This window comes from Thermodesulfovibrio aggregans (assembly GCF_001514535.1).
GTDB classification, from domain to species: domain Bacteria; phylum Nitrospirota; class Thermodesulfovibrionia; order Thermodesulfovibrionales; family Thermodesulfovibrionaceae; genus Thermodesulfovibrio; species Thermodesulfovibrio aggregans.
This window is the reverse complement of sequence record NZ_BCNO01000002.1, coordinates 224,985-247,103: the sequence shown is the minus strand read 5'-3', so window position 1 is coordinate 247,103 and position 22,119 is coordinate 224,985. Positions and strand designations below refer to the sequence as shown.

Here is a 22,119-nt window from a genome sequence, read left to right as displayed (position 1 = left end):
GGAGGGGAAAAATGAAAATAAGTTTGTTAATGAAAGTAATTTTATTACTTCTTTTTATTTTCTCACTTACTGGCACAGTTTTGATGTTTTTCTATATTTCAAATATGTTAGATGATGGAAAAGTTGTCAATTATGCTGGAATTGTAAGAGGAGCAACTCAGAGACTGATAAAGCTTGAACTTTCAGGAAAACCTTCTGATGAGCTGATTTTAAATCTCGATAAAATCATTGCAGGACTCTCGGAAGGAAGCAAGGAATTAAATCTTCCAAAGGTTACAGATTCAAAGTTTCTATCAAAATTAAATGAAACCAAAACTAAATGGACAGCATTAAAAGATCTAATCAAAAACTTTAGACAGGACAGAACACTATCAGGAAAACTTATTGAAGACTCAGAAAGTTATTTTAAAACAACCAATGAACTTGTCTCGGCTGCAGAGGAGTATTCAAGGAGTAAAGTTGTTACCTTAAAAATAGTTCAGATATCAATTTTTGTATTGAATACAGCACTCCTTGCATTGGTCTTTCTCATGACTCAGAGAAAAATCGTAAAGCCGATATACTACTTTTACAATTTGATTGAGCGTATTTCCAGAGGTGATTTGACTCAAAAAGCTGATGTTAAAGGAAAAGACGAAATCTCACAGCTTGGTGGATTTCTTAATGGAATGATTAAATCTTTCTCAGTGATTATAGATAAAATCCTTGATACAGTTCTGACTGTGGTGAATGAAACTGACCATCTTAGAGAAAAGGCTCAAAGAGCTTCTGAGGGAGCAAAAAATCAGTCCTCACAGGCATCACAGATTGCAACAGCTGCAGAACAGATGAGTCAGACGATAACAGACATTGCAAGAAATGCCACTCAGGCAGCAGAAAGTGCAGAAGAAGCCATGAAAACTGCCAATCAGGGTAAAGCACTATCAAGCGATGCTATAAAAGTGGTTGAAGATGTTTATCAATCAACATCCCAACTGTCAGAGGTTGTTAAGAGACTCAATCAGAGAGCTGAAGAGATAGGTGAGATTGTAACAGTAATAAAAGACATAGCAGATCAGACAAATCTTCTTGCCCTCAATGCTGCAATAGAAGCAGCAAGAGCTGGTGAGCAGGGTCGTGGATTTGCAGTTGTGGCAGATGAGGTAAGAAAACTTGCAGAAAGAACAATTAAGGCAACTGATGAAATATCGGAAAAAATTAGAAACATTCAGAATGAGTCTCAGCAGACGAGCAAATCAATGGAAGTTTCTCTTAAAAATGTTACAAGGGCAAATGATTTTATAAAGGAACTTGGTAACTCACTTTTACATATAGTTGATTCGGTGAACAGGGTTAAGGATCAGATTACACAGATAGCAACAGCGGTTGACGAACAGTCTGCAGCAAGTGAAGAAGTTGCCAAAAATATAGAGAAAACATCAGAAATTGCAAAGGAAATGGAAAAAATTGCATCAGATGTTATGATTAGCGTAAATGATCTTGTAAAAATTCTTGAAGAGTTAAGAAATGTTACATCAGGTTTTAAGACAGAGACAAGTCAATTTATGATAATTGATCTTGCAAAAACAGACCATAGAGTTTTCGTAGGGAAAATTGGAGCCTGTCTTACCGGTTCAGGTTCATTGACTGCAGAACAGTTACCAGATCACAGGAATTGTAGATTTGGAAAGTGGTATCAAGATGAAGGACAGAGACTGTGTGGACATCTTGCAAGCTTTAAAGCAATAGATGAGCCTCATGCAAAGATTCACGCTCTTGCAAAAGAAGCTATTTCTGCATGCAATCGTGGAGATACAAAGAGAGCTGAAGAATTATATATGCAAATAGAAAAACTATCACATAATCTCATGAATTTGCTTGATAATCTGAAAAGAGACTGTCAGCAAAATAGAAGGGCATGATAGAATAAAACATCAATAATTTGAGATTGATTCTCAGGAAAAAGCCTGCATTCAGCTTTAGTATCCCTGAATGCAGGCTTAAATGTTTATCCCAAAATCTCTTTCAAGTCTTCGTCTACTGTTTTTATAGGCTTTATGTTAAAGTTATCAACAAGAACCTTCAGAACATTCGGGCTTACAAAGGCAGGAAGGCTTGGTCCAAGACGGATGTTTTTAATGCCGAGATAAAGAAGTGTTGTAAGAATAGCAACAGCTTTCTGCTCAAACCATGAAAGAATTAGTGAAAGAGGAAGCTCATTTACTCCTACATTAAATGCCTTTGAAAGTGCCAGAGCGATCTGAATTGCCGAGTAGGCATCATTGCACTGACCAACATCAAGAAGTCTTGGAATCCCATCAATTGAACCAAGTTCTTTATCAAAAAATCTGAATTTACCACAGGCAAGGGTAAGTATTACAGTATCTTGTGGTGCTTTTTCAACAAACTCTGTATAATAGGATCTTCCAGGCTTTGCACCATCACATCCTCCTACAAGGAAGAAATGCCTGATTTTACCAGCTTTAACAAGCTCTATAACTTTATCGGCAACACCTAAAACAGCGTTCCTCGCAAAGCCTACCATCACTGTTTTGCTTTCTTTGTCCTCTGGAAAACCAGGCAATTCAAGAGCTTTTTCAATGACCGGGGTAAAGTCCTTATCTTTGATATGTTTTACTCCGGGCCAACCAACAACACCTGTGGTGAAGATTCTATCTTTATAGGAATCAAGTGGTCTTATAATGCAATTGGTGGTCATCAATATTGCCCCTGGAAATTGAGCGAACTCTTTTTGTTGATTCTGCCATGCTGTGCCATAGTGTCCATAAAAATGCTTATATTTTTTCAACTCGGGATAAGCATGACATGGAAGCATCTCTCCATGGGTATAAACATATATACCTTTTCCTTCTGTCTGTTTAAGAAGAATTTCAAGGTCTCTAAGGTCATGTCCTGAGACAACTATTGCTTTACCTTTTTTATAACCAAGTGGAACTGCTGTTGGTACAGGATGCCCGTATCTGCCTGTGTTTGCTGCATCAAGAAGTTCCATTGCTCTGAGGTTTGTTTCACCTGCTTTTAAAACCATGTTAAGCCAGAAATTAAGGTCTCCATTCCTTTGCATTGAATCAAGGGCATCATATATGAAGGCATATACAGAGTTATCCTCTTTTCCAAGAATTGCAGCATGGTCAGCATAAGCAGCAATGCCTCTCAAAGAGTAAAGGGTAATTTCTTTAAGTGACTGAATATCCTCATTTTGATAGCTGTGAAAAAGTTTTCTGTTCGCATCTTCTCCTTGTTTTACAAGTTCCTCTAAACTGTCTGCTGGCTTAAAATTGCATGCCTCTGTTTCCTGAACTTTAATCCCTTTTCCTTTAAGTTCCTCTCTCAGATTCACTGCTTCGTAGATAAAGTTTTTAATTGCCTCCGAATCAAAGTTAACATTCGTCAATGTTGAAAAGAGTGCTTCCACAGTAAATCTGTTAACTTTGCTGTCAAGCTTGCCTTCTTTCAATTCTTCCTTTGCATAAGTTGCAAGCCCCTGAAGTGCATAGGTCAGAAGATCCTGAAGATAGGCTGTATCTGGCTGTTTTCCGCATACACCCAGTTTTGTACATGGATTTGCTGTTTGCTCACATTGTCTGCAAAACATAGATAAACCTCCTTAAAAAGTTTTTTATAATCTAATTTTACCAGATTAATCAGGAGAAAAATATGATTTAAATCATATTGAGGTAAATTAAAAAAATTTATCATTGAAATATGAAAAATTTTTTGATAAAATGAAAGCAAACAAGAAAGGGGGTGAATTATGAAGAGGGGTTGGATAGTTGTTGCAGTAGTAATTTTTATTTTTATTCTGGCTATCCTATCTCCTAAGCTTCTTGCTAAAACAAACACTCCAGAGTTTTGTGCCAGCTGTCATGTTATGGAAGAACAATACCTAACTTTAATGAAAGGAGGATTACACAACTCTCTTAAATGTGTTGACTGCCATCTTCCCAATAATTCAAAGGTAAGTTTTTATTTCTGGAAAGCAGTTGATGGTAGCAAGGATTTTATAGCCTTTCATACAGGAAGTGTCCCAGATCAAATCAAAACTTCAGCCCATGGTAAAAAAACAATCCAGCAAAACTGTATAAGATGCCATGAAGGTATGGTTTCACGAATTACCATCTCAGACAGAAAATGTTGGGATTGTCATAAAAGAATATCACATAAACAGGCAGGTTTAAGAGAAACCTTTAAGGAGGAGGTTTTTAATGAAAAGATTTAGCTTTATTTTATGCTTTATTTGTTTGCTTATTCTTTTTGCCTGTGCACCAGAAAAACCGAAGGAGTACAAAACCGCCTCTATCCCTGAAAATGAAGTTGATCCCGAAGTATGGGGAAAAGTTTATCCAATCCATTATGAAATGTATAAGCAATCACAGGAGCCTACACCTGCAGGTAAAAGTAAATACAAAAGAGGATGGGATACAGATAAAGTTATTTATGATAAGCTTTCTGAGTATCCCTTTATGGCATTGCTTTACAATGGATGGGGCTTTGGAATTGAATACAATGAACCGAGGTCTCATTTTTACAGAGTAATTGATCAGCTGGAAATAGACCCATCAAGACTTAAACCAGGAGGAGTATGTCTTACTTGTAAAACATCCTATGCACCTGAACTTGAAGCGAAATACGGTATTGCCTACTATAACAGACCCTATAAAGAAGTCTGGAGCTGGATTCCAGAAAAACATAGAAAGCTTGGAGACTCATGTATTGACTGTCATAATCCAAAGGATGCTTCTTTACAGATAAGAAGAGGATTTACCCTTGTTAAGGCTTTGCAGACTATGGGAGTTGATACAAACAGTATTCCTCATCAGCAGATGAGAAGCATAATCTGTGCCCAGTGTCATGTGACCTATGTAGTTCCAAGAGACAAAGATATGAAACCCACAGGACTTTTCTTCCCATGGCAGGGAAGCAAGCTTGGTGGAATTTCCATTGAAAACATTATAAAAGTTCTGAAAAGTGATCCTTCCTATGGTGAGTGGAAGCAGGCAGTTACAGGGTTTAAGCTTGCCTACATAAGACATCCTGAATTTGAGTTTTTCTCAAACAATTCAACTCACTGGAATGCTGGTGTATCCTGTGCAGACTGTCACATGCCCTATAAAAAGGTGGGTGGTTTTAAAGTATCAGAACACAGAATTATGAGTCCTCTTAAGTCTGACATGAAGGCATGTCTGCAATGCCATGAGGAAACCCCTGAATGGCTGAAACAGAGAGTGCTAACTATACAAGACAGGACAATGAGCCTGCTTATTAGGGCAGGTTATCAAACAGCAGTTGCTGCAAAGTTGTTTGAAATAGCAAATAAAGCTCAGGAAAGTGGAAAACAGCTTGACCAGAATCTCTATAATAGAGCAAAAGATTTATATCTTGAGGCACTTTATAGAGTTATATTTATCGGAGCTGAAAATTCAATTGGATTCCATAATCCTACTGAAGCTGGTAGAATTCTTGGTGATGCCACTGCCTATGCATCAAAGTCAGAGGCTGTGCTAAGAACAATGCTTGCTCAAGCCGGTGTCAGTGTTCCTGTAAACATAGACCTTGAGCTTAAGAAATACCTTAATAATCGTGGAGAAAAGAAGCTTAACTTTAAGCCAGAGCAGGAATTCAAGGATCCATATGGAACTCAACAGAATATAGAGGCTTTGCTTAAGTAATCTTTGGGCGACAGTGTTCAGAAAATCTGAGCACTGTCGCTCTTTATTATTCTCCTGATTCAAAATCTGTTAAAATTATCTATGCTCAGAGATTTATCAATTTTAAAAAATCTTAACGAAGAAGACATTGAAACTCTTGAGAAAAACATTAAAATAGTTAAATTCAAAAAAAGAGAAACCATTTTCTCTGAAGGACAGGAGCCTGAGTGGTTTTACATCCTCCTTAAGGGTAAAGTAAAAATCTCAAAACTTTCATCAGATGGAAGAGAGATTGTTCTTGAAATAGTTGATGCACCAGATTTTTTTGGAGCTCTGGCAGTTATTAAAAATTTTCCCTATCCTGCAAATGCCATAGCTATTGAAGACTGTGAATTAGGAAAAATACCTTCAAAAGTTTTTCTTAAGATTATCAAAAAAAATCCCCATCTTGAAGCTCATATATTACATCATGTTACAGTAAGACTTAAATCAGGCATAGAAAGTCTTAAAAATATCGCTCTTGAAGATGTAACATCAAGAGTAGTCTATCAACTTCTCAAGTTAGCAAATAAATATGGCAAAATTACCCCAGAAGGAGTTCTTATTGATATTAAAATCACAAAACAGGAACTTGCTGAAATGACAGGAACCACAACTGAAACCGCTATAAGGACTATTAGCAAATTAAAAAAAATGGGCTATATTGGTGAGCTTAATAAAAAAATTTTAATAAAGGATATAAGAGCAATGGAGTCACTTTTCTAATTCTTGTCCATTGGTAATCTTTTTTGGTCATTCTACTCAATTTTGAAGAATAGTTCTTTTATAAAATCTTTTACGACAGGAATATTTGTTTTGATAAGTTCATCTTTGCTTCCATCAAATTTGATCTCTCCATCTTTGAGGAAGATAAATCTGCTGCAAAGTTGCCATGCAACATAGACAACATGCGTTATTATCATAAAACCTATATTTTCTTTATCTGCTAAATCTTTAATCAGAGACACAATTCGTTCAGAGTTTACAGGGTCAAGTCCTGCTGTTGGTTCATCATATAGAAACATTTTTGTTTTTCCAACTGCCAGAGCTCGTGCTATTGCTACTCTGCGGTGCATACCTCCACTGAGTTCCTCTGGCATAAGTTCTTCTGCATCTTCTACTCCTACACGTTTAAGCAGATCTTTTACTCTTGAATAAATCTCTTCATCGGGAAGATTTAAAAGTTCTCTCATGAAAAAGGCAACATTTTCTTTTACAGGTAAAGAATCAAATAAAGCTCCTTCCTGAAAAACGATGCTAAACTTTCTTCTTATTGGTATTAGTTCTTCTTCATTTAGTTCAGTTATATCAATTCCGTCAATTATAATTCTTCCTCTGTCAGGAGTTATTAACCCCAGTATTAATTTTAAAATGGTTGTTTTTCCACCACCACTTTCGCCAAGAACTGCTATGCGTTCATTGAATTTTGCAGTAAAACTTACACCTTTAAGAACTTCTCTATTCCCGTAAGAAAACCATACATCATCAAAAACTATCATACTGTGAATCCCAGAGCATAAAGTAAGATTCTTGTAAGTATAAAATCTGTTGCTATTACTATAACAATTGATGTAACAACTGCTTTGGTAGTTGAGGTTCTTAAACCTTTTGCACCACCCCGAGTTGTAAGTCCGTAAAAGCAACTTATGCAAGATATGAGATATCCAAAAATAAAAGGTTTTATTGAACCAGAAAAGACATTTTGAAAGTTTAGTTCTCTAATAATACTTGACCAATAGAAGGAACCACTCTGGTTACTTACAAAAACAGCTATGTAGTATCCACCTAAAAGACATACAAGATCTCCTATTATCGTAAGGCAGGGAAGCATTATAACTGAAGCAATTACTCTCGGGATTACTACTTTTTTAACGGGATCAATTCCATAAACTCTTAATGTATCTATTTGATGACCGAGAATCATTGAGCCAATTTCAGCGGTCTGTCCAGCACCAACCCTGCCTATGAAAACCAGTGCTGTTACAAGAGGACCAATCTCCCTTATTACTGCAATTCCAACAATTTTACCTGTGTACATTTTTAATCCAACTCTGCTAAGTTCTGCGCTAAGCTGTAGAGTAAGTGCCATCCCAACAAAAAGACAGACCAGAGACACGATAAAAACAGAGGAAGAGCCAGCATACTCCATCTGCTCAACTATGTCATCAATGTAAAGAGGTCTTTTAAAAACTCTTAAAGTAGAGTTTATGCAGAGCAGGTAGAAATCCTGTAAATCTGCCATTGTTTTCTTTATTTTTTCATTAATTTTCATAAGTGTAACAATATATTAACATAAAAGATTTATAATAAAATAAAACTTCATGAGGAGGTGGAATATGCCTAAAAAAATTTTAATGCTTGTTGGAGATTTTGTGGAAGACTATGAGGCAATGGTCCCATTTCAGATGCTTAAAATGGTTGGACACACTGTTCATGCTGTATGTCCCGGTAAAAAAGCGGGTGAAACTGTAAAGACCGCTGTGCACGATTTTGAAGGAGATCAAACCTATACGGAAAAAAGAGGTCACAACTTTATGCTAAATGCAGATTTTGAAAAAGTTAAACCAGAAGATTATGACGCCCTCGTAATTCCAGGTGGAAGAGCTCCTGAATATCTGAGACTTAATGATAAGGTGCTGGAAATAGTAAAACACTTTGTTGAATCAGGTAAACCTGTTGCTGCCATATGTCATGGAATTCAGCTTCTCACTGCTGCCAATGTTATAAAAGGTAGAACTCTCACAGCATATCCTGCAGTAAAAGCAGAAATCTTACTTGCCGGCGGAAAATGGTGTGAGGTCAATTCGACATTTTCAAATGCCTGTGTAGATGGAAATATTGTGACTGCGCCTGCCTGGCCCGCTCATCCTGAATGGATAAGAAAATTTTTGGAACTTCTTGGAACAGAGATAAAAGCTTAAAAAAGAGCTTTTTGTTTTGGTCCGGCTCTATTCTGCCGGACCTTTTTTATTACATATTCCTCGGGTATATCTTTAAGAAAGGAAGAAACAGGCAGGGTTATTTTTTTACCATTTATGAGTCTTTGTCTTGAGTGAATAAGTATTAATTCATCCATTGCACGGGTCATTCCAACATAAAAGAGTCTTCTTTCTTCTTCAATGTCTGTATCAGATGTTAGCGTATATGGTATTAGACCTTCATCAAAGCCTGCAATAAAAACAACAGGAAATTCGAGCCCCTTTGAACTGTGAAGAGTAAGAAGACTTACTGCATTAATATTTTCTGGGAATAGATCAACAGGTGTAAGGGATGTAAGTTCATCAATTAAAGCTTGAATTTGCTCTATAAGTTTACCATCTTTGTATGTTTTTGCAATGTTACTTAATATAAAGATTTCTGTATTTGAGAGCTCTTCATAGAGGTTGGAAGATTCAATAAAACTCTGTAACGGCATATTTGTGAAAAGTTTGTCTGAATAATTAACTATTGCATCAGTAATTTTTTTTGTGATCTTAGATGTCCAGTGTTCTGTATCTTTCTTTATAGTCTTTACAGGAATTCCTTCTTTATCTAAGCAATCTTTGATTATTTTTAGTTGATTGTTTGTTCTTGTAAGAACCGCAAAACTTGAAAAGCTGCAGGACGTTTCTTCTTTATTTTTGTAAAGTTCTGTAAAATCTGTTGCACCAAGCCTTTGTTTTATCTCTCTGAGAATTGTTTTTGCCTCTTCGTATTCATCTTCGACCTCAAAAAGAATTATAGGAGATTTTTGTTCTCTCGTAGATTCAATTTTTTTGGAAAATCTCTTTGTATTTGCTGTTATAAACTTGTTTGAAGCTTCTATAATGTTTTTCTGGGAACGATAATTAAGAGAGAGATTTATTAAAGTTAAATCTGGAAAATCCTTTGGTAGTTCAAGAAAAAGTTCAATTTCTGAGCCTCTAAAAGAGTAAATAGCCTGATCAGGATCACCAAATACTGTAAGGTAGCCATTTTCTTTAAGAAGTCCTTTTATAAGTGCATATTGAATTTTATTTATATCCTGAAATTCATCAATAATTATATGTGAAAAAAGAGCTGGTATCTGTTTTTTATTGACTAATTCGAGGGTTTTTAACAATAAATCATCAAAATCAAGAAGATTAAGTTCTTTCTTTTTTTCTTCGTATTTTTCATAAATCGGTAAGATTTTTTCATCGAGGGGTGTGTTTGTATTTTTAAAATTGGTTATTTTTTCAATGATTCTGTCCACATTCTTTTTGTGTATGGCAGAGATTATCTCTTTCTGTTTTGTTCTTGTGCAGATTTGAAAGTGTTTTTCTCTATCGGAAAGAAATTCTCTCAATAGTTTTAAGCAAAGAAGATGAAAAGTCCCTATAAAGGGAAGATTTTTTTCCTGTCTCAGGTTAGTTATAACTCTCTGTTTCATTTCAATAGCTGCTTTCTGTGTAAAGGTAAGAGCAGCAATCTCTTTGGGTGAGACTCCTTTCTCTAATAAATGAATTATTTTTGCTGTTATCGTGAGAGTTTTACCAGTGCCAGGACCTGCCAGAACACAGCATATTCTATCTGAAGTTTCAGCAGCTATTTTTTGATTTTTATTGAGATTCATCTAAAAAGAAGTGTTTGCCCTTTAATAGATGTCTCTGATTGTTCACCAAAAACTTTCACTTTCCCATATTCTCCATCATACCCTGGTTCTACATAAACTTTTCCTTCTCTCATTCTTTTAATTGCCTCTGCCAGTTTGGAATCAAATTTTTCAATATCCAATAGATTTTTTTTCAAAAGTATATCATATTCACTACCAATTTTATAAAGCGCTTTCATGTATGTATCAAAAACTGATTTAGATTGGACTGAGCATTTTTTTATTTCAGAAATTATTTCAGGTAAGGGAATTATTGATTTAAAAGGAAGTGCTCCGTCAGGTTTGAATTCTTCAGGTCTGTCTGAAAGGAGTTCAACTCTATGCATAACTCCTACAGTAACTTTTTTGCCACATACAGGACATAGATAGTTTCTCTTTATTGTTTCTTTTGGCGAAAGTCTTACTCCACAACTTCTATGTCCATCATAGTGATATTTCCCTTCTTCAGGGAAAAACTCTACGGTACCAAGAAACCCTTTGCGTGTTTTTATTGCCTCAGAAATGGCATTGTAGTTAATTTCAATATCAAAGATATTGGCTTCTCTGCCAATTTTTGCAGGTGAATGGGCATCAGAGTTAGAGACAAGAACTACTCTGTCAAGTTCACTTAGTCGCCAGTTCATTGGTGGATCAGAACTTAAACCAGTCTCAATTGCATAGATGTAAGGAGTGAGTTCTTCAAAGCATTCACTGAGACTGTCAAAACCGGATTGAGAACCAAACACTGAAAAATGAGGTGTCCATGCATGAGCTGGTATTATCATTGAAGATGGTGAAATCTCAAGAATTATCTTCATAACTTCCTTTGCATCCATTCCAATAATGGGCCTGCCATCAGAGCCAAGACTTCCAATTTGAGACAAAGTATAGTTTATCTTGGTCACATCCTTTGTTGAAGGGGACAAAATCAGGAGATGGATTTTTCTTAATTTGCCATTTTTTTGATATATGCAGCTTATCTCAGATGAAAGAATGAAGAATATTTCCTGTTTGCATGAGTCTGGCACATCAAGACAGTATTGTTTTTTGAGAGTGAGCAGACCGTTTCCTTCTTCATTAAGTTTTTTTTCTATTTCCTTCAACCATTCTGGATGGGTGAAATCACCTGTGCCAATCAGTTTTATGCCTTTAAGCTGAGCCCACTGGTGTATTGTCTCAAGAGTCATATCTTTACTTGTTGCCCGGGAAAACTTTGAGTGAATATGAAGGTCAGCGTAAAACATTTACTATAATAACATCCAGTTCTGTAGCTTTTTTTATCGCACCTTGTGTTTTTTCTTTACATACTACAACAGGTAATGTTTCAGTGTCTGTAGCTTTTTTAAAAATCTGGGCTCTTCTGTAAGCTCTTTCTACATCTTTTCTGTCAGCTTTTACAGAAGCTTCGGCAATGAGGAATACTTTTTTTGTAGGGTCCTCTGTTAGCACACCTGTTGCTACAAGATCAACATCAAGGGCATCCTGTCTTTCTTCAAAGGTAATTTTGTTTTCGTCAAGGGCATCATCTAAAATTTCTACATATTTTTCACCATTTAAAACCTTACACCTTCTTATAATATTGCCAAAAATAGATGGTGCTTTGTCCTTTAATTTTATTTCAAACATATCACCTTTAAGCATCCCAACATCATCCTTTAATATTTTTACATCCTGCTTAAGCACCGCCACATCCTGCTTAAGTATAGCAACATCCTGCTTAAGCACCGCCACATCCTGCTTAAGCACCGCCACGTCCTGTTTAAGTACAGCCACGTCCTGTTTAAGTACAGCCACGTCCTGCTCAAGGTTTTCCACCTTTTCTTTTAGAGGGTGAAAATCTTTTATTAAAAATTCCTCAAATTTTTTTGGTAGTTCTAAAAGTTCTGTAGTTAAAATGAGCTGTCTTAATTCTTCAAGCCATTCAGGATGAGTTTTAAGAACCTTAACAAGGTCTTGAAAAGTTTCTATTCTATCATTGGCTTTGACTTGCATGTCTAATTATAACATTTTTTAAGGGAGTTTTCTATGAATTGTATGATTTCAAGATGCTCTCGGACTCCTTTGTCTTCAATGTATAGAGGTTTCCCTATAAAAAAACATATTGGCTTTGAAGGATCAATTTTACCAAAATCTTTAAAGATTTTACCTACTCCCCACGCATCTGTCCTTAAAGCTATAGGTACAGCAGCAACATTAGCTCTTTTTGCAAGTTTTATCCCAAGAGTATTGAACTTGGTCGAATCAAAAACAACTTCTCGGGTTGCCTGAGGAAAAACTATAACAGATATACCTTCCTGAAGCCTTTTTAATCCTTCAGTCATGACTACTCTGTAGTCTTCCTTTGGATTTTTTCTTGTAACAGGAATGGGATTTAAGGCAGACAGAATTTTACCGAAAAAGGGATACTTAAGAAGAGAGTTTTTCACTACAAAGGTGACTCTAAAATCTTTACCAATTACTGCTGGCAGAACAAGTGTTTCAAGGGTGCTCATGTGGTTTGCTATAAAAACGCAGGGTGGTTTTAGTTTTTTCAGGTTTTCAGTTCCTTTAATTGAAATTTTGCACCCTACATTTCTCATAATATCAAGAATTTTTAAGCCATCAATGACTAATTCTTCATAGGTATATTTGCCTTTTTTTGTTTTAATTGCGCTGAGAATTATTTTTTTTACTACACTTGTATGAACTCTAAGTGTGATCATCTTAGTAAAGGGTCTTTTATACCTGCCTCTTCAAAGCCTTTTAATCTGTATAGACAGCTTGGACATTTAAGACATGGTTTCGGAGGTTCACCCTGAGGGTTATAGCAACTCCATGTAAGAGAGTAATCAACTCCAAGTTCAAATCCTTTTTTAATTATTTCTCCTTTTGTAAGATAAAGAAGTGGAGCTTGAATTTTGAATTGCAATTTTCCTTCTACTGCGACTTTTGTGGCAAGATTTGCCATTCTTTCAAAAGCTTGAAGATATTCAGGCCTACAGTCTGGATATCCTGAGTAATCAACTATATTGGCACCGATAAAGATATATGGTGCCTCTATCACCTCAGCCCAGGCAAGGGCAAAACTCAAAAATATTGTATTACGGGCTGGTACATAGGTAACAGGAATTCCCTCTGGTGTTCCTGATGGTACATCGATCTCTGATGTTAAGGCTGAACCTCCAATCTTTCTTAGATCAAAGGAAATAATCAAATGTTCTTTTACTCCTATATGATTTGCCACCTTTCTGGCTGCTTCAAGCTCTATTTTATGTCTCTGTCCATAGGCAAAAGAAAGAGCAAAACAGTCAAATCCTTCGTGTTTTGCTATTGCAAGTGTTGTTGAGGAGTCAATTCCGCCACTTAAAAGCACAATAGCTTTCATCTTTTTTCTCCAATTTTGGGTTCTTCTCCCTTAATCAGTCTTTTTATATTTGAAATATGCCTTGTATAAATTAAAATTGTAAAGAGCCATGCAAAAACTAAAAAATCTTTTGGATAATTTATCAAAATCACATTCAAAGGTAGTAAAGCAAAACTGACAAGAGCTCCCAATGAAGAAATTCTTGAGATTTTAACAGTTATTATCCAGATTAGAACTGTAAGGGCTCCAGCCAGAGGCATATAGGATAAAAGAACACCTATGGAAGTAGCAACGCCTTTGCCTCCTTTAAACTTAAGAAAAGGCGTAAAACAATGCCCGAGTATAGCACATATTCCTACAGTTCCAACCAAGATATGATTGTTTCCGTAGGAGGTAAGTTTTATAACTAAAACAGGGATAGCACCTTTTAATATATCAAGCAAGAGGGTAATCAATGCCTCTTTTTTCCCAATGACTCTCATTACATTTGTTGCTCCAATGTTTCCACTTCCTGTTTTTCTTAAATCAATTCCTTTTGTTTTACCGATAAGATATCCCCATGGTATGGAGCCTAAGAAAAAAGATAGTATGCAAAAAAGAAGACTCATTTTATATTCCTCCAGAAATGAAATAGATACTGAATTCCAGACAGTACAGCCATAAAGGTTGCAATATATATTAAAATGAGTCCTAAGTCATAAAGATCAACTCCATATATTTCTTCAGCAATAAGTAAAAGTATTATTGATAACATCTGTAACACGGTCTTTACCTTCCCTGCAGTTTCAGCAGGGATGACAATACCACGCGATAAGGCATAAAAACGCATTGTGGTTATTATAAACTCCCTTAAAACAATAACAGTGGCTATCCATGCAGGAACTCTTGCTATGTCTACAAGAATAATTAAAGCAGATATTACAAGAAGTTTATCAGCAATGGGATCTAAAATGATTCCTAATTTTGTAATCTGTCCAAATTTTCTTGCCAGGTATCCATCAAGAAAATCTGTTATAGAGGCTATAATAAATAGAAATGCTCCAAATTGCGGATTTGCAGGTGCTTCTATTATAAAAATTGGAATAATGAATATGCGAACTATTGTTAATATTGTTGGTATATTAAAGATTCGTATATTCATCTATAAATTTATCCCACAGTCCCTTTGCTTTCAGAATTATATCACAGAGTTCTCTTACAGCACCCTGTCCGGCTTTACAGTGAGTAACTAAATCTACTATTTTTTTAACCTCTTCATGGGCATCCTGTGGCGCCACTGATAGTCCTGCTCTGCTTAAAATAGACAGATCAATTATATCGTCTCCCATGGCACTAATTTCTTCTTTTTTAAGGTTATATTTTTCAACTATTTGCTGAAAAATTTTAAGTTTTTCACGACTGCCCTGATGAACCTCTGTAATTCCGAGTTCTTTCATTCTTCTTTGAAGTGCCTTTGAATTTCTCCCTGTGATTATCGCAACACCAATACCTGATTTATTAAGCATTACAAGACCATGTCCATCTTTAACATTGAAAATTTTAAATTCATTGTTCTCTTCATCAAGAATTATGTCTCCACGAGTTAAAACTCCATCTACATCAAGAATAAGAAATTTTACTTTTTCTGCTTTTTTAATGATTTCAGCTGAAGGTTGACTTTTGAAAGTTTTATATTTACTCAAAATTTTATTAATAATTTCAGTTGTTGAAACTCCTTCAACATATGGGAGACTGTAAACTTCTTTGACAATATCTGCACCGACAATTTCTTCAATTTTCCAGTCTCCTCCTTTAACAAGAACATCTGGCTTTAGATATTTGATTAGTTCATAGGGTGTGTCTTCATCAAAGAATGTTACGAAATCAACAAACTCCAAAGCAGAAAGTACTTCAGCTCTTTCATTTTCCGGATTAATGGGTCTCAGAGGTTTTATTTTTCTAACAGATTTGTCAGAGTTTATTGCTACTATTAGTATACTGCCGAGTTTTTTTGCTTCTTTTAAATATCTTATGTGTCCTACATGAAGTATATCAAAGCATCCATTTGTAAAAACTGTTCTTTTACCTTCTTTTTTGAACTTATCTATCTTTTTTTTGAGTTCTTCAGGTGTTAGTATTTTGCTCATAAATCTTCTGTAGGGCTTTTTTAAGAATTTCTCTATCAGTTTTGAATGTAATCTTATCCATTGCCTCTTCAGGATCAAACCACTCTGCTGAGTTAATTTCCCACTGAGGAGTTATCTCTCCTTCAGTGTATTGAACAAGAAAGTATTTTACAGTTTTAAAGTATTTTTCTCCTTCCATAACAAACCAGTAAGAAGTTTCTCCAATTTCATCAACTATTTTACCACTTATGCCTGTCTCTTCTTTTATCTCTCTTAAAGCAGTTTGTTCAGGCCTTTCTCCTTTTTCTATTAATCCCTTTGGTAAAGCCCATATTTTACCTTCTTTTGTTGAGATCAATAAAATTTTTAACTTTCCATTTTCAAATTTATAAACAACTCCACCTGCAGAGAAAACTCTTTTCATTATGGCATTTTTCCTGGATTTAAAAGTCGTGCAATATCATTATAAAAAGCAAGCATCATTAAAGCAATTAAAAAGGCTATACCAATTTTTTGTGAGAGTGCAATAAATTTCTCACTAAGAGGTTTTCTTCTTATTGCTTCTATTAAGAAAAATAAAATATGCCCACCATCTAAAACAGGAATTGGAAGGAGATTAAGGATCCCGAGATTTATACTTATTATTGCTGCAAAGCTTAAGAAACTTATCAGTCCCTGTTCAGCTGTTTTGCCTGCAGCTTGAAATATAAGAATAGGACCTCCTATGACGTCTGTTGAAACAACTCTTTGGAAGATTTTTACTATTGTAAGATAAGTAAGCTCTATGATTTCATAACATTTTTGAATAGATTTATTGAGAGCAGTAAAAGGTTCCTCCCTTTTTATAAAAACTGCTTTTTCATCTGGTTTTATTCCAATTTGTCCTACAATAATTTTTTCTCCAAAGATATTTTTTGCCTCCTTTGGTTGAGGAGTTATCTGAATTTGAATAATTTCTCCATTTCTATCAACTTTGATATTGAGAGCTTTATTAGGATTCTGCTGGATAAAATGAGCCATATCAAACCAATTTGAAATTTTTTGTCCATTGATCTCCACTATAGTATCTCCGGGTTTTAATCCTGCCTGAAAAGCTGAAGAATTCTCCATCACATCTCCTATAACAGGTTTGATTACGGGAACTCCATGAACAAATACGACCCAGAAGAGAAAAACAGCACCAGCTATGTTAAAAAGAGGACCTGCAAAAACAATAAAGATTTTCTTGTATATTGGTTGATTTTTAAAAGACCGTCTTGCATCAACTACTTCTTCACCAACTTCTTCGCCATACATCTTTACATATCCACCAAGAGGTACAGCACTTATAAGATATTCTGTTTCACCAATTTTTCTGCCAATTATTTTGGGACCAAAACCAATTGAAAATTTAAGAACTCTTACTCCACTTATTTTTGCAGCTAAGAAGTGACCAAGTTCATGGACAAATATTAAAAAGCCGAATAGAATTATTGCATAAATAAAATTCATCTTTTAATTTCCTCCAGTGCTTTTTTCCTTGCCCAGCTATCAATTTCAAGAATTTCTTCTATCCTTTCAGGATAAAAAATCTTGTGGGCATCCATTACTTTTTTAATTAACTTTGGTATCTCATTAAATTTTAACTTTCCTGAGAGAAAAGCTTCAACCGCTATCTCATCAACTGCATTTAAAACTACAGGCATACTGCCTCCAAGCTTAACTGCCTCGTAAGCAAGTTTGAGACATGGGAAAATCTCTGTATCTGGTAATTCAAAATTAAGCTCTCTCAAACTGCTCCAGTCTATTGGGGAAATGATATCTGGAAGTCTTTCTGGAAGTGATAGAGCCAGTGCAATGGGTGCTTTCATATCAGGATTGCTTATCTGGGCAAGATAGGTTCCATCAATAAATTCAACAAGACAGTGAACAATACTTTGAGGATGAATCAAAACTCCAATATTTTCAATTGGAATATCGAAAAGATGGTGAGCTTCAATGACCTCAAATCCTTTATTCATGAGAGTTGCTGAATCTATTGTAATTCTTTTTCCCATTTTCCATTTTGGATGATTTAGTGCTTCCTGAGGAGTCACATTCTCTATTTCTGAGGCTTTCTTCCCCCTGAAAGGTCCACCAGAGGCAGTAAGCCAAATTTTTTTTATGTAAGCCCTATTGCATCCGTTGATACACTGAAAAACAGCACTGTGTTCACTATCAACAGGAATTATCTGAGCTTTGCTGAGGTTTGCCTGTTTTTTTATTAAATCTCCAGCCATTACAAGGCTTTCTTTATTTGCAAGTGCAATAACTTTACCAGCCTTTACTGCTTCAAAAGTAGGCAAAAGTCCTTCAGCACCAACGATGGCTGAAAGAACGATATCTGCTTCTTCAAGCCTTGCAATTTCGCATACTCCTTCAACTCCGCAGAGTATGTTTAGTGAGTTTGTTTCTCTCTTTAACTTTTCATAGGCTTTTTTATCATAAACTGCAACATACTCTGGTTTAAACTCTTCAATCTGCTCTTTAAGAAGATTGATGCTACTTTTGACAGCCAGTCCCAGAACTTTAAATTTTTCAGGGAATTGCTTTATTACCTGAAGAGCATTCTTTCCTATGGAACCGGTACTACCAAGTATTACAACTTTTTTCAATGAATCCTCCTACAAAAAATTCATAAGAAAATAAAGTAAAACTCCTGCAAAAAGCATACTATCTATTTTATCAAGAACTCCGCCGTGCTCTGGAAATAGAAAGCTTGAATCTTTTACTTGAGCATCTCTTTTAAACATTGATTCAACTAAGTCACCAAATATACTGATAAAGCCAATTAAAAAGCCATTTAATAAGAGTGTAACAGGACTCTTTGATAATAACAGATACCCAACAAAAAAAGAAGCAACCACTCCACCTATTAAAGAACCATAAGCACCAGCCCATGTTTTTTTAGGGCTTACTTCTGGGTAAAGTTTTCTTTTACCAAATCCCTTTCCAATATAATATGCAAAAGAGTCTGCTACCCATACAATAGCATAAAGATATATGACCCACTGCCAGCCCTGGATTCTTAAAAACCAATGAAAGGCAAGTAAAGCAGGAATATAAAGAAGTCCGACAACAATAGGGGAAATTTCATTTAGTGCATACTGAGGATTCTTTTTTATGAATAAACGTATAGTGGTCAATGCCATAAAAGTTAAAGCATAGTAGTACAATGCAAATTGGTGGTAAAAACAGTTGAGTAAAAAGAGAATAACAGAGCATAAAATTCCAGAAAATATCCAGAAATTATTTGTTTTATACATCCTTAAAAACTCCCACATTGAAACAGCACACACTAATGTAAGCAGTCCTAAAAAGAAATAAGGCGGTAGTTTTACAATAATAAGGATTAAAAGAGGCAAAGCAATAAGTGCAACAAGAACTCTTTTTTTATGACCTTGTAAACTCACTGACTTTTCCGAATCTCCTCTGTCTTTTTTGAAAGTCGAGAATTGCTTCTGTAAACTCATCTTCTGTGAAATCTGGCCACAGGGTCTGGGTAAAATAAAACTCAGAGTAGGCAGACTGCCAGATTAGAAAGTTACTGAGTCTTTGTTCTCCAGAGGTTCTTATTATAAGGTCAGGCTCTGGAGTTTCAGCGGTATCAAGCATTGATGCAAATAAACTTTCATTAACTTCATCGGGTTTTATTTTGTTTTCAATTATTTTTTTTACTGCTCTCAAGATTTCATCTCTTCCGCCATAACTGATAGCAAACTGTGCAATAAGGTTGTTGCAGTCTTTTGTTTTTTGTTCTGTTTCTTCAATTATTTTAAGTATATGGGATGGAATCATCTGACGATTTCCTATCATTTTAAATCTGACTCCCTGAGAGACAAACAAAGAAGTTTCTTTTTTTAGATGATTTTGTAATAACTCCATAATTATATCAACTTCTTTCTTTGGTCTCTGCCAGTTTTCTATTGAAAAGGCATAAAATGTAAGAACATCAATGTCTAATTTAAGTGCAGCATTGATAATTTCTCTTACCTTATCCACTCCTCTTTTATGTCCTTCATAACGGGGTAGTCCTCTTATCTGAGCCCACCGTCCATTTCCATCCATTATTATTCCAACGTGTTTTAAGAATCTGCCCATTTTTTAATATTTTAATGACAGTATGTGCAAAATTGTCTCAAAAGGACTTTCTCCTTGAAGGATTCTCTTTGGATTAAAGCCAAAAGGAGGTTTTACAAGAACAATTAATTTATCTGACGAAACAGCATAGTCAAGAATTTCTCCAGACATCTCCTCTGTAATAGCAATATCCTCAATCCCGATTCCTGTCCACTGAAGAAGATGCAATCTTGAACTTCTATATCCCAATGTTGACAGATTTACAAGTCCCAAAAGAGGTTTCTTTTCTATGATTATTATTCCATTACTTAGTGGTTTTATTCTACTTTGAACTGTCCATTTGCCGAGACTTAACATGGCAATTCCAGTTTGTTTTTCATACTGTACTCCGTATCCAAGCGGTTCCTGTGATCGCCAAAGAGAGACACCTTTAGAGTTATATACTGAAATGGAACCGTCATCTTCCCATTTAAACATGACATCGCCAAAAAGATAAAAATCATAAATATTTGCTTTAACTGGAAGTTTGAAGATATCCAGAGTTTTGTAATCTGTTTTTTCAGGTTTTACGTAAAAGATTTCTCCATCAAAACCAGCAGAAAGAGAATAGCTCTGACCTATTAATTTTCCATCATAAATTCTTAAGAATACACTATTAAGTCTTGCCGCTTCATTAAATCCGTCACCAACCCACTTGATTATTGAGGAAATTACTCTCTCATCTTTTTTCAAAGTTATCACTATTTCATCCTTGCCATCTCTGTCAATATCACCTGTGTCAAACCAGATTACATCACCACCGACTGGAATTGAATAACTGCTCTTAAGTTTTAAATCAACATCTATATTGTAAAGGCTTATTTCACTATCTGAGGCAATTAAAATTTGATTTGGACTCATGCCATCAAAATTACCAACAGCAACCCTGTTAATACTTCTTGAAAGTCTAAAGGAAAGAAGAGTATGTCCTTCGGGTACTATTAGTGAAGCATATTTCCTTCTTAGCTCATTTAAAGCTAAGGCTTGTAACTCAATTTCTGATTGAGAAAAAAGTTTTTTATCCTTGAACCAGTAAAGTTCTTGAGAAATCTTAAGATTTCCATTTTGCTTTGATTGTTTGAGTAATAGTAACACATCAGCATTAGTTGGCTGTTTTAAGAGCTTTTCTACTTCAGTTATATTTACAGGAGCATCGATAAGTTCAAATCTATCTGTATTTTTCAACTCTCGGTAATATCCTTCACCGACTGCCCATTCAGTGTTTCCCTGAGCATATAAAATTTTAATTTTTGATTTTGGTATCTTAAACAGAAGAGAGTCTTTAAATAAAACATCACCTTCTAAAAGTGTAGCTATAGAGGAATTTTCTTCAACGCTTACAACTTCAGCAGTACCAACTATTTTTTCTGACTTACCTATAATCTGTCTTGTTACAGGATGAATTAAGGGAACAGTTTCTTCAAATATTATCAATCTTTGCCCCTTTTTTATTCCCTCTCTGGAACCTTTGTCAAGAATAAGTTTATTGTTTTCAAGCTTTAAAACCTTGCCTGAGACAGTAGGAAAGTATGATAAAAGAGTTTCTTTTAAATTTTGGAAATAGCTAACTTCTCCATAACATGGTTGTAAGTAAAACAAAAACAGACTAAAAAAAAGTATTAACCCATTTTTTACAAAATGCATTCTAAAGTTTATACTAAATTGTTTTTACATGTCAAAATTTTTTAAAAATCGCAACCTGAGGGTTTTTTATGGTATATTTAAGACAAGGATGAAAAAACTTTTATTAGTCGTTGCGAGTTTGATTGCTGTGATAACTTTAGTTTCAGTTCTTGATTATTTGGACAGAGAGTCTCCTGTTAAAGTAAAGGTTTCAATGGAAGGTTCTTTTTTCAAGGATGCTCAGTTTATTCAGAAAAAAGATGGACAGCTGAAGTTACAACTATTTTCACAACAGGCATTCATGAGTGAAGATGGTAAATTAATGGAGTTACAGGGGCTTACAATGTTTTTCCCTGAAAAAAATTTTACTGTGAAAGCCAGAAAAGGATTTTACTGGACTGAATCCGGTGATCTTATTTTAAGTGAAGGTATTGAAGGAATTTCAAAGGATTATAAAATCTATGGCTCTGAGGCATATTGGATTGCGAAAGATAAGACTCTATATTCTGATAATCCACTCAAAATAGAGGGAAGTAGATTTATCATAGAAGGTAACTCTGGTAAAGCTAGTGAGAATTTGATAGAATTAAAGAAAGGGGTGAAGGCAATTGTATATTCTAAGAAGTAGTATTA

23 protein-coding genes are annotated in these 22,119 nt (G+C 35.1%); 6 read left to right on the top strand and 17 right to left on the bottom strand.

Annotation, left to right across the window (positions count from 1 at the left end; genetic code table 11):
* Positions 1–11 precede the first annotated feature (11 nt).
* Entirely contained in the window at positions 12–1,901 is a 1,890-nt protein-coding gene (locus TAGGR_RS07755; RefSeq protein WP_161936200.1) for a methyl-accepting chemotaxis protein, read from the top strand.
* A gap of 86 nt (positions 1,902–1,987) precedes the next feature.
* On the opposite strand, the gene hcp is transcribed toward TAGGR_RS07755, so the two are convergent.
* The gene (gene hcp / locus TAGGR_RS07750; RefSeq protein WP_059176796.1) at positions 1,988–3,595 is read right to left on the bottom strand and encodes a hydroxylamine reductase; all 1,608 of its coding nucleotides are present in this window, start codon (positions 3,593–3,595) and stop codon (positions 1,988–1,990) included.
* A gap of 159 nt (positions 3,596–3,754) precedes the next feature.
* On the opposite strand from hcp, the gene nrfH reads away from it, so the two are divergent.
* The 3 genes from nrfH to TAGGR_RS07735 all read left to right on the top strand — a co-directional run bounded on the left by nrfH (position 3,755) and on the right by TAGGR_RS07735 (position 6,413).
* Positions 3,755–4,219 carry a cytochrome c nitrite reductase small subunit gene (gene nrfH / locus TAGGR_RS07745; RefSeq protein WP_059176795.1) on the top strand — a complete coding sequence of 155 codons (465 nt, stop codon included), beginning with the start codon at positions 3,755–3,757 and terminating at the stop codon, positions 4,217–4,219.
* Positions 4,206–5,669: an ammonia-forming cytochrome c nitrite reductase subunit c552 gene (locus tag TAGGR_RS07740; RefSeq protein ID WP_059176794.1), complete on the top strand. Its 1,464-nt coding sequence runs from the start codon at positions 4,206–4,208 to the stop codon at positions 5,667–5,669. Before nrfH ends, TAGGR_RS07740 begins: the two co-directional genes overlap by 14 nt.
* 81 nt (positions 5,670–5,750) lie before the next feature.
* A complete protein-coding gene (locus tag TAGGR_RS07735; protein WP_059176793.1) occupies positions 5,751–6,413 on the top strand; it encodes a Crp/Fnr family transcriptional regulator in 663 nt (220 codons plus the stop codon).
* Positions 6,414–6,445: 32 nt separating this feature from the next.
* On the opposite strand, the gene TAGGR_RS07730 is transcribed toward TAGGR_RS07735, so the two are convergent.
* Both TAGGR_RS07730 and TAGGR_RS07725 read right to left on the bottom strand, forming a co-directional pair.
* Complete coding sequence (locus tag TAGGR_RS07730; RefSeq protein WP_059176792.1) at positions 6,446–7,186, bottom strand: ABC transporter ATP-binding protein; 741 nt, start codon at positions 7,184–7,186, stop codon at positions 6,446–6,448.
* Entirely contained in the window at positions 7,183–7,959 is a 777-nt protein-coding gene (locus TAGGR_RS07725) for an MlaE family ABC transporter permease (RefSeq protein WP_059176791.1), read from the bottom strand. The genes TAGGR_RS07730 and TAGGR_RS07725 overlap by 4 nt, the downstream gene beginning before the upstream one ends.
* A gap of 64 nt (positions 7,960–8,023) precedes the next feature.
* Between TAGGR_RS07725 and TAGGR_RS07720 the strand changes: the two genes are divergently transcribed.
* Positions 8,024–8,608 carry a DJ-1/PfpI family protein gene (locus tag TAGGR_RS07720; protein ID WP_059176790.1) on the top strand — a complete coding sequence of 195 codons (585 nt, stop codon included), beginning with the start codon at positions 8,024–8,026 and terminating at the stop codon, positions 8,606–8,608.
* Here TAGGR_RS07720 and TAGGR_RS07715 read toward each other — a convergent pair.
* Genes TAGGR_RS07715 through TAGGR_RS07645 form a run of 14 tightly spaced genes read right to left on the bottom strand, consistent with a single transcriptional unit; the run spans position 8,605 to position 21,462 of the window.
* Positions 8,605–10,260, bottom strand: a complete 1,656-nt coding sequence (locus TAGGR_RS07715) for an ATP-dependent helicase (protein WP_059176789.1) — start codon at positions 10,258–10,260, stop codon at positions 8,605–8,607. The genes TAGGR_RS07720 and TAGGR_RS07715 overlap by 4 nt on opposite strands.
* On the bottom strand, positions 10,257–11,522 hold the full coding sequence (locus TAGGR_RS07710; protein WP_059176788.1) for an endonuclease Q family protein: 1,266 nt from the start codon (positions 11,520–11,522) through the stop codon (positions 10,257–10,259). Before TAGGR_RS07710 ends, TAGGR_RS07715 begins: the two co-directional genes overlap by 4 nt.
* Positions 11,509–12,270, bottom strand: coding sequence for a hypothetical protein (locus TAGGR_RS07705; protein WP_059176787.1), 762 nt, complete (start codon positions 12,268–12,270; stop codon positions 11,509–11,511). Before TAGGR_RS07705 ends, TAGGR_RS07710 begins: the two co-directional genes overlap by 14 nt.
* Positions 12,271–12,272: 2 nt before the next feature.
* Entirely contained in the window at positions 12,273–12,980 is a 708-nt protein-coding gene (locus TAGGR_RS07700; RefSeq protein WP_059176786.1) for a lysophospholipid acyltransferase family protein, read from the bottom strand.
* Complete coding sequence (gene queC, locus TAGGR_RS07695) at positions 12,977–13,642, bottom strand: 7-cyano-7-deazaguanine synthase QueC (protein ID WP_059176785.1); 666 nt, start codon at positions 13,640–13,642, stop codon at positions 12,977–12,979. The genes TAGGR_RS07700 and queC overlap by 4 nt, the downstream gene beginning before the upstream one ends.
* Positions 13,639–14,229, bottom strand: coding sequence for a glycerol-3-phosphate 1-O-acyltransferase PlsY (plsY, locus tag TAGGR_RS07690; protein ID WP_059176784.1), 591 nt, complete (start codon positions 14,227–14,229; stop codon positions 13,639–13,641). Before plsY ends, queC begins: the two co-directional genes overlap by 4 nt.
* Positions 14,226–14,762 carry a CDP-diacylglycerol--glycerol-3-phosphate 3-phosphatidyltransferase gene (gene pgsA, locus TAGGR_RS07685; RefSeq protein WP_059176783.1) on the bottom strand — a complete coding sequence of 179 codons (537 nt, stop codon included), beginning with the start codon at positions 14,760–14,762 and terminating at the stop codon, positions 14,226–14,228. The genes plsY and pgsA overlap by 4 nt, the downstream gene beginning before the upstream one ends.
* A complete protein-coding gene (gene rfaE2, locus TAGGR_RS10825) occupies positions 14,743–15,747 on the bottom strand; it encodes a D-glycero-beta-D-manno-heptose 1-phosphate adenylyltransferase (RefSeq protein WP_153000500.1) in 1,005 nt (334 codons plus the stop codon). Before rfaE2 ends, pgsA begins: the two co-directional genes overlap by 20 nt.
* Entirely contained in the window at positions 15,725–16,150 is a 426-nt protein-coding gene (locus TAGGR_RS07670) for an NUDIX hydrolase (protein ID WP_059176782.1), read from the bottom strand. The genes rfaE2 and TAGGR_RS07670 overlap by 23 nt, the downstream gene beginning before the upstream one ends.
* Positions 16,150–17,217, bottom strand: coding sequence for an RIP metalloprotease RseP (gene rseP, locus TAGGR_RS07665; protein ID WP_059176781.1), 1,068 nt, complete (start codon positions 17,215–17,217; stop codon positions 16,150–16,152). The genes TAGGR_RS07670 and rseP overlap by 1 nt, the downstream gene beginning before the upstream one ends.
* Positions 17,214–18,359: a 1-deoxy-D-xylulose-5-phosphate reductoisomerase gene (locus TAGGR_RS07660; protein WP_059176780.1), complete on the bottom strand. Its 1,146-nt coding sequence runs from the start codon at positions 18,357–18,359 to the stop codon at positions 17,214–17,216. Before TAGGR_RS07660 ends, rseP begins: the two co-directional genes overlap by 4 nt.
* 9 nt (positions 18,360–18,368) lie before the next feature.
* Positions 18,369–19,157 (bottom strand): phosphatidate cytidylyltransferase, encoded by a 789-nt coding sequence (locus tag TAGGR_RS07655; protein ID WP_059176779.1) that lies wholly within the window; start codon positions 19,155–19,157, stop codon positions 18,369–18,371.
* The gene (gene uppS, locus TAGGR_RS07650) at positions 19,138–19,845 is read right to left on the bottom strand and encodes an undecaprenyl pyrophosphate synthase (protein ID WP_059176778.1); all 708 of its coding nucleotides are present in this window, start codon (positions 19,843–19,845) and stop codon (positions 19,138–19,140) included. Before uppS ends, TAGGR_RS07655 begins: the two co-directional genes overlap by 20 nt.
* 3 nt (positions 19,846–19,848) lie before the next feature.
* Positions 19,849–21,462 carry an FG-GAP repeat domain-containing protein gene (locus TAGGR_RS07645; protein WP_161936199.1) on the bottom strand — a complete coding sequence of 538 codons (1,614 nt, stop codon included), beginning with the start codon at positions 21,460–21,462 and terminating at the stop codon, positions 19,849–19,851.
* A 133-nt stretch (positions 21,463–21,595) separates the two neighbouring features.
* On the opposite strand from TAGGR_RS07645, the gene lptC reads away from it, so the two are divergent.
* Positions 21,596–22,114 (top strand): LPS export ABC transporter periplasmic protein LptC, encoded by a 519-nt coding sequence (gene lptC / locus TAGGR_RS07640; protein ID WP_059176776.1) that lies wholly within the window; start codon positions 21,596–21,598, stop codon positions 22,112–22,114.
* Positions 22,115–22,119 lie beyond the last annotated feature (5 nt).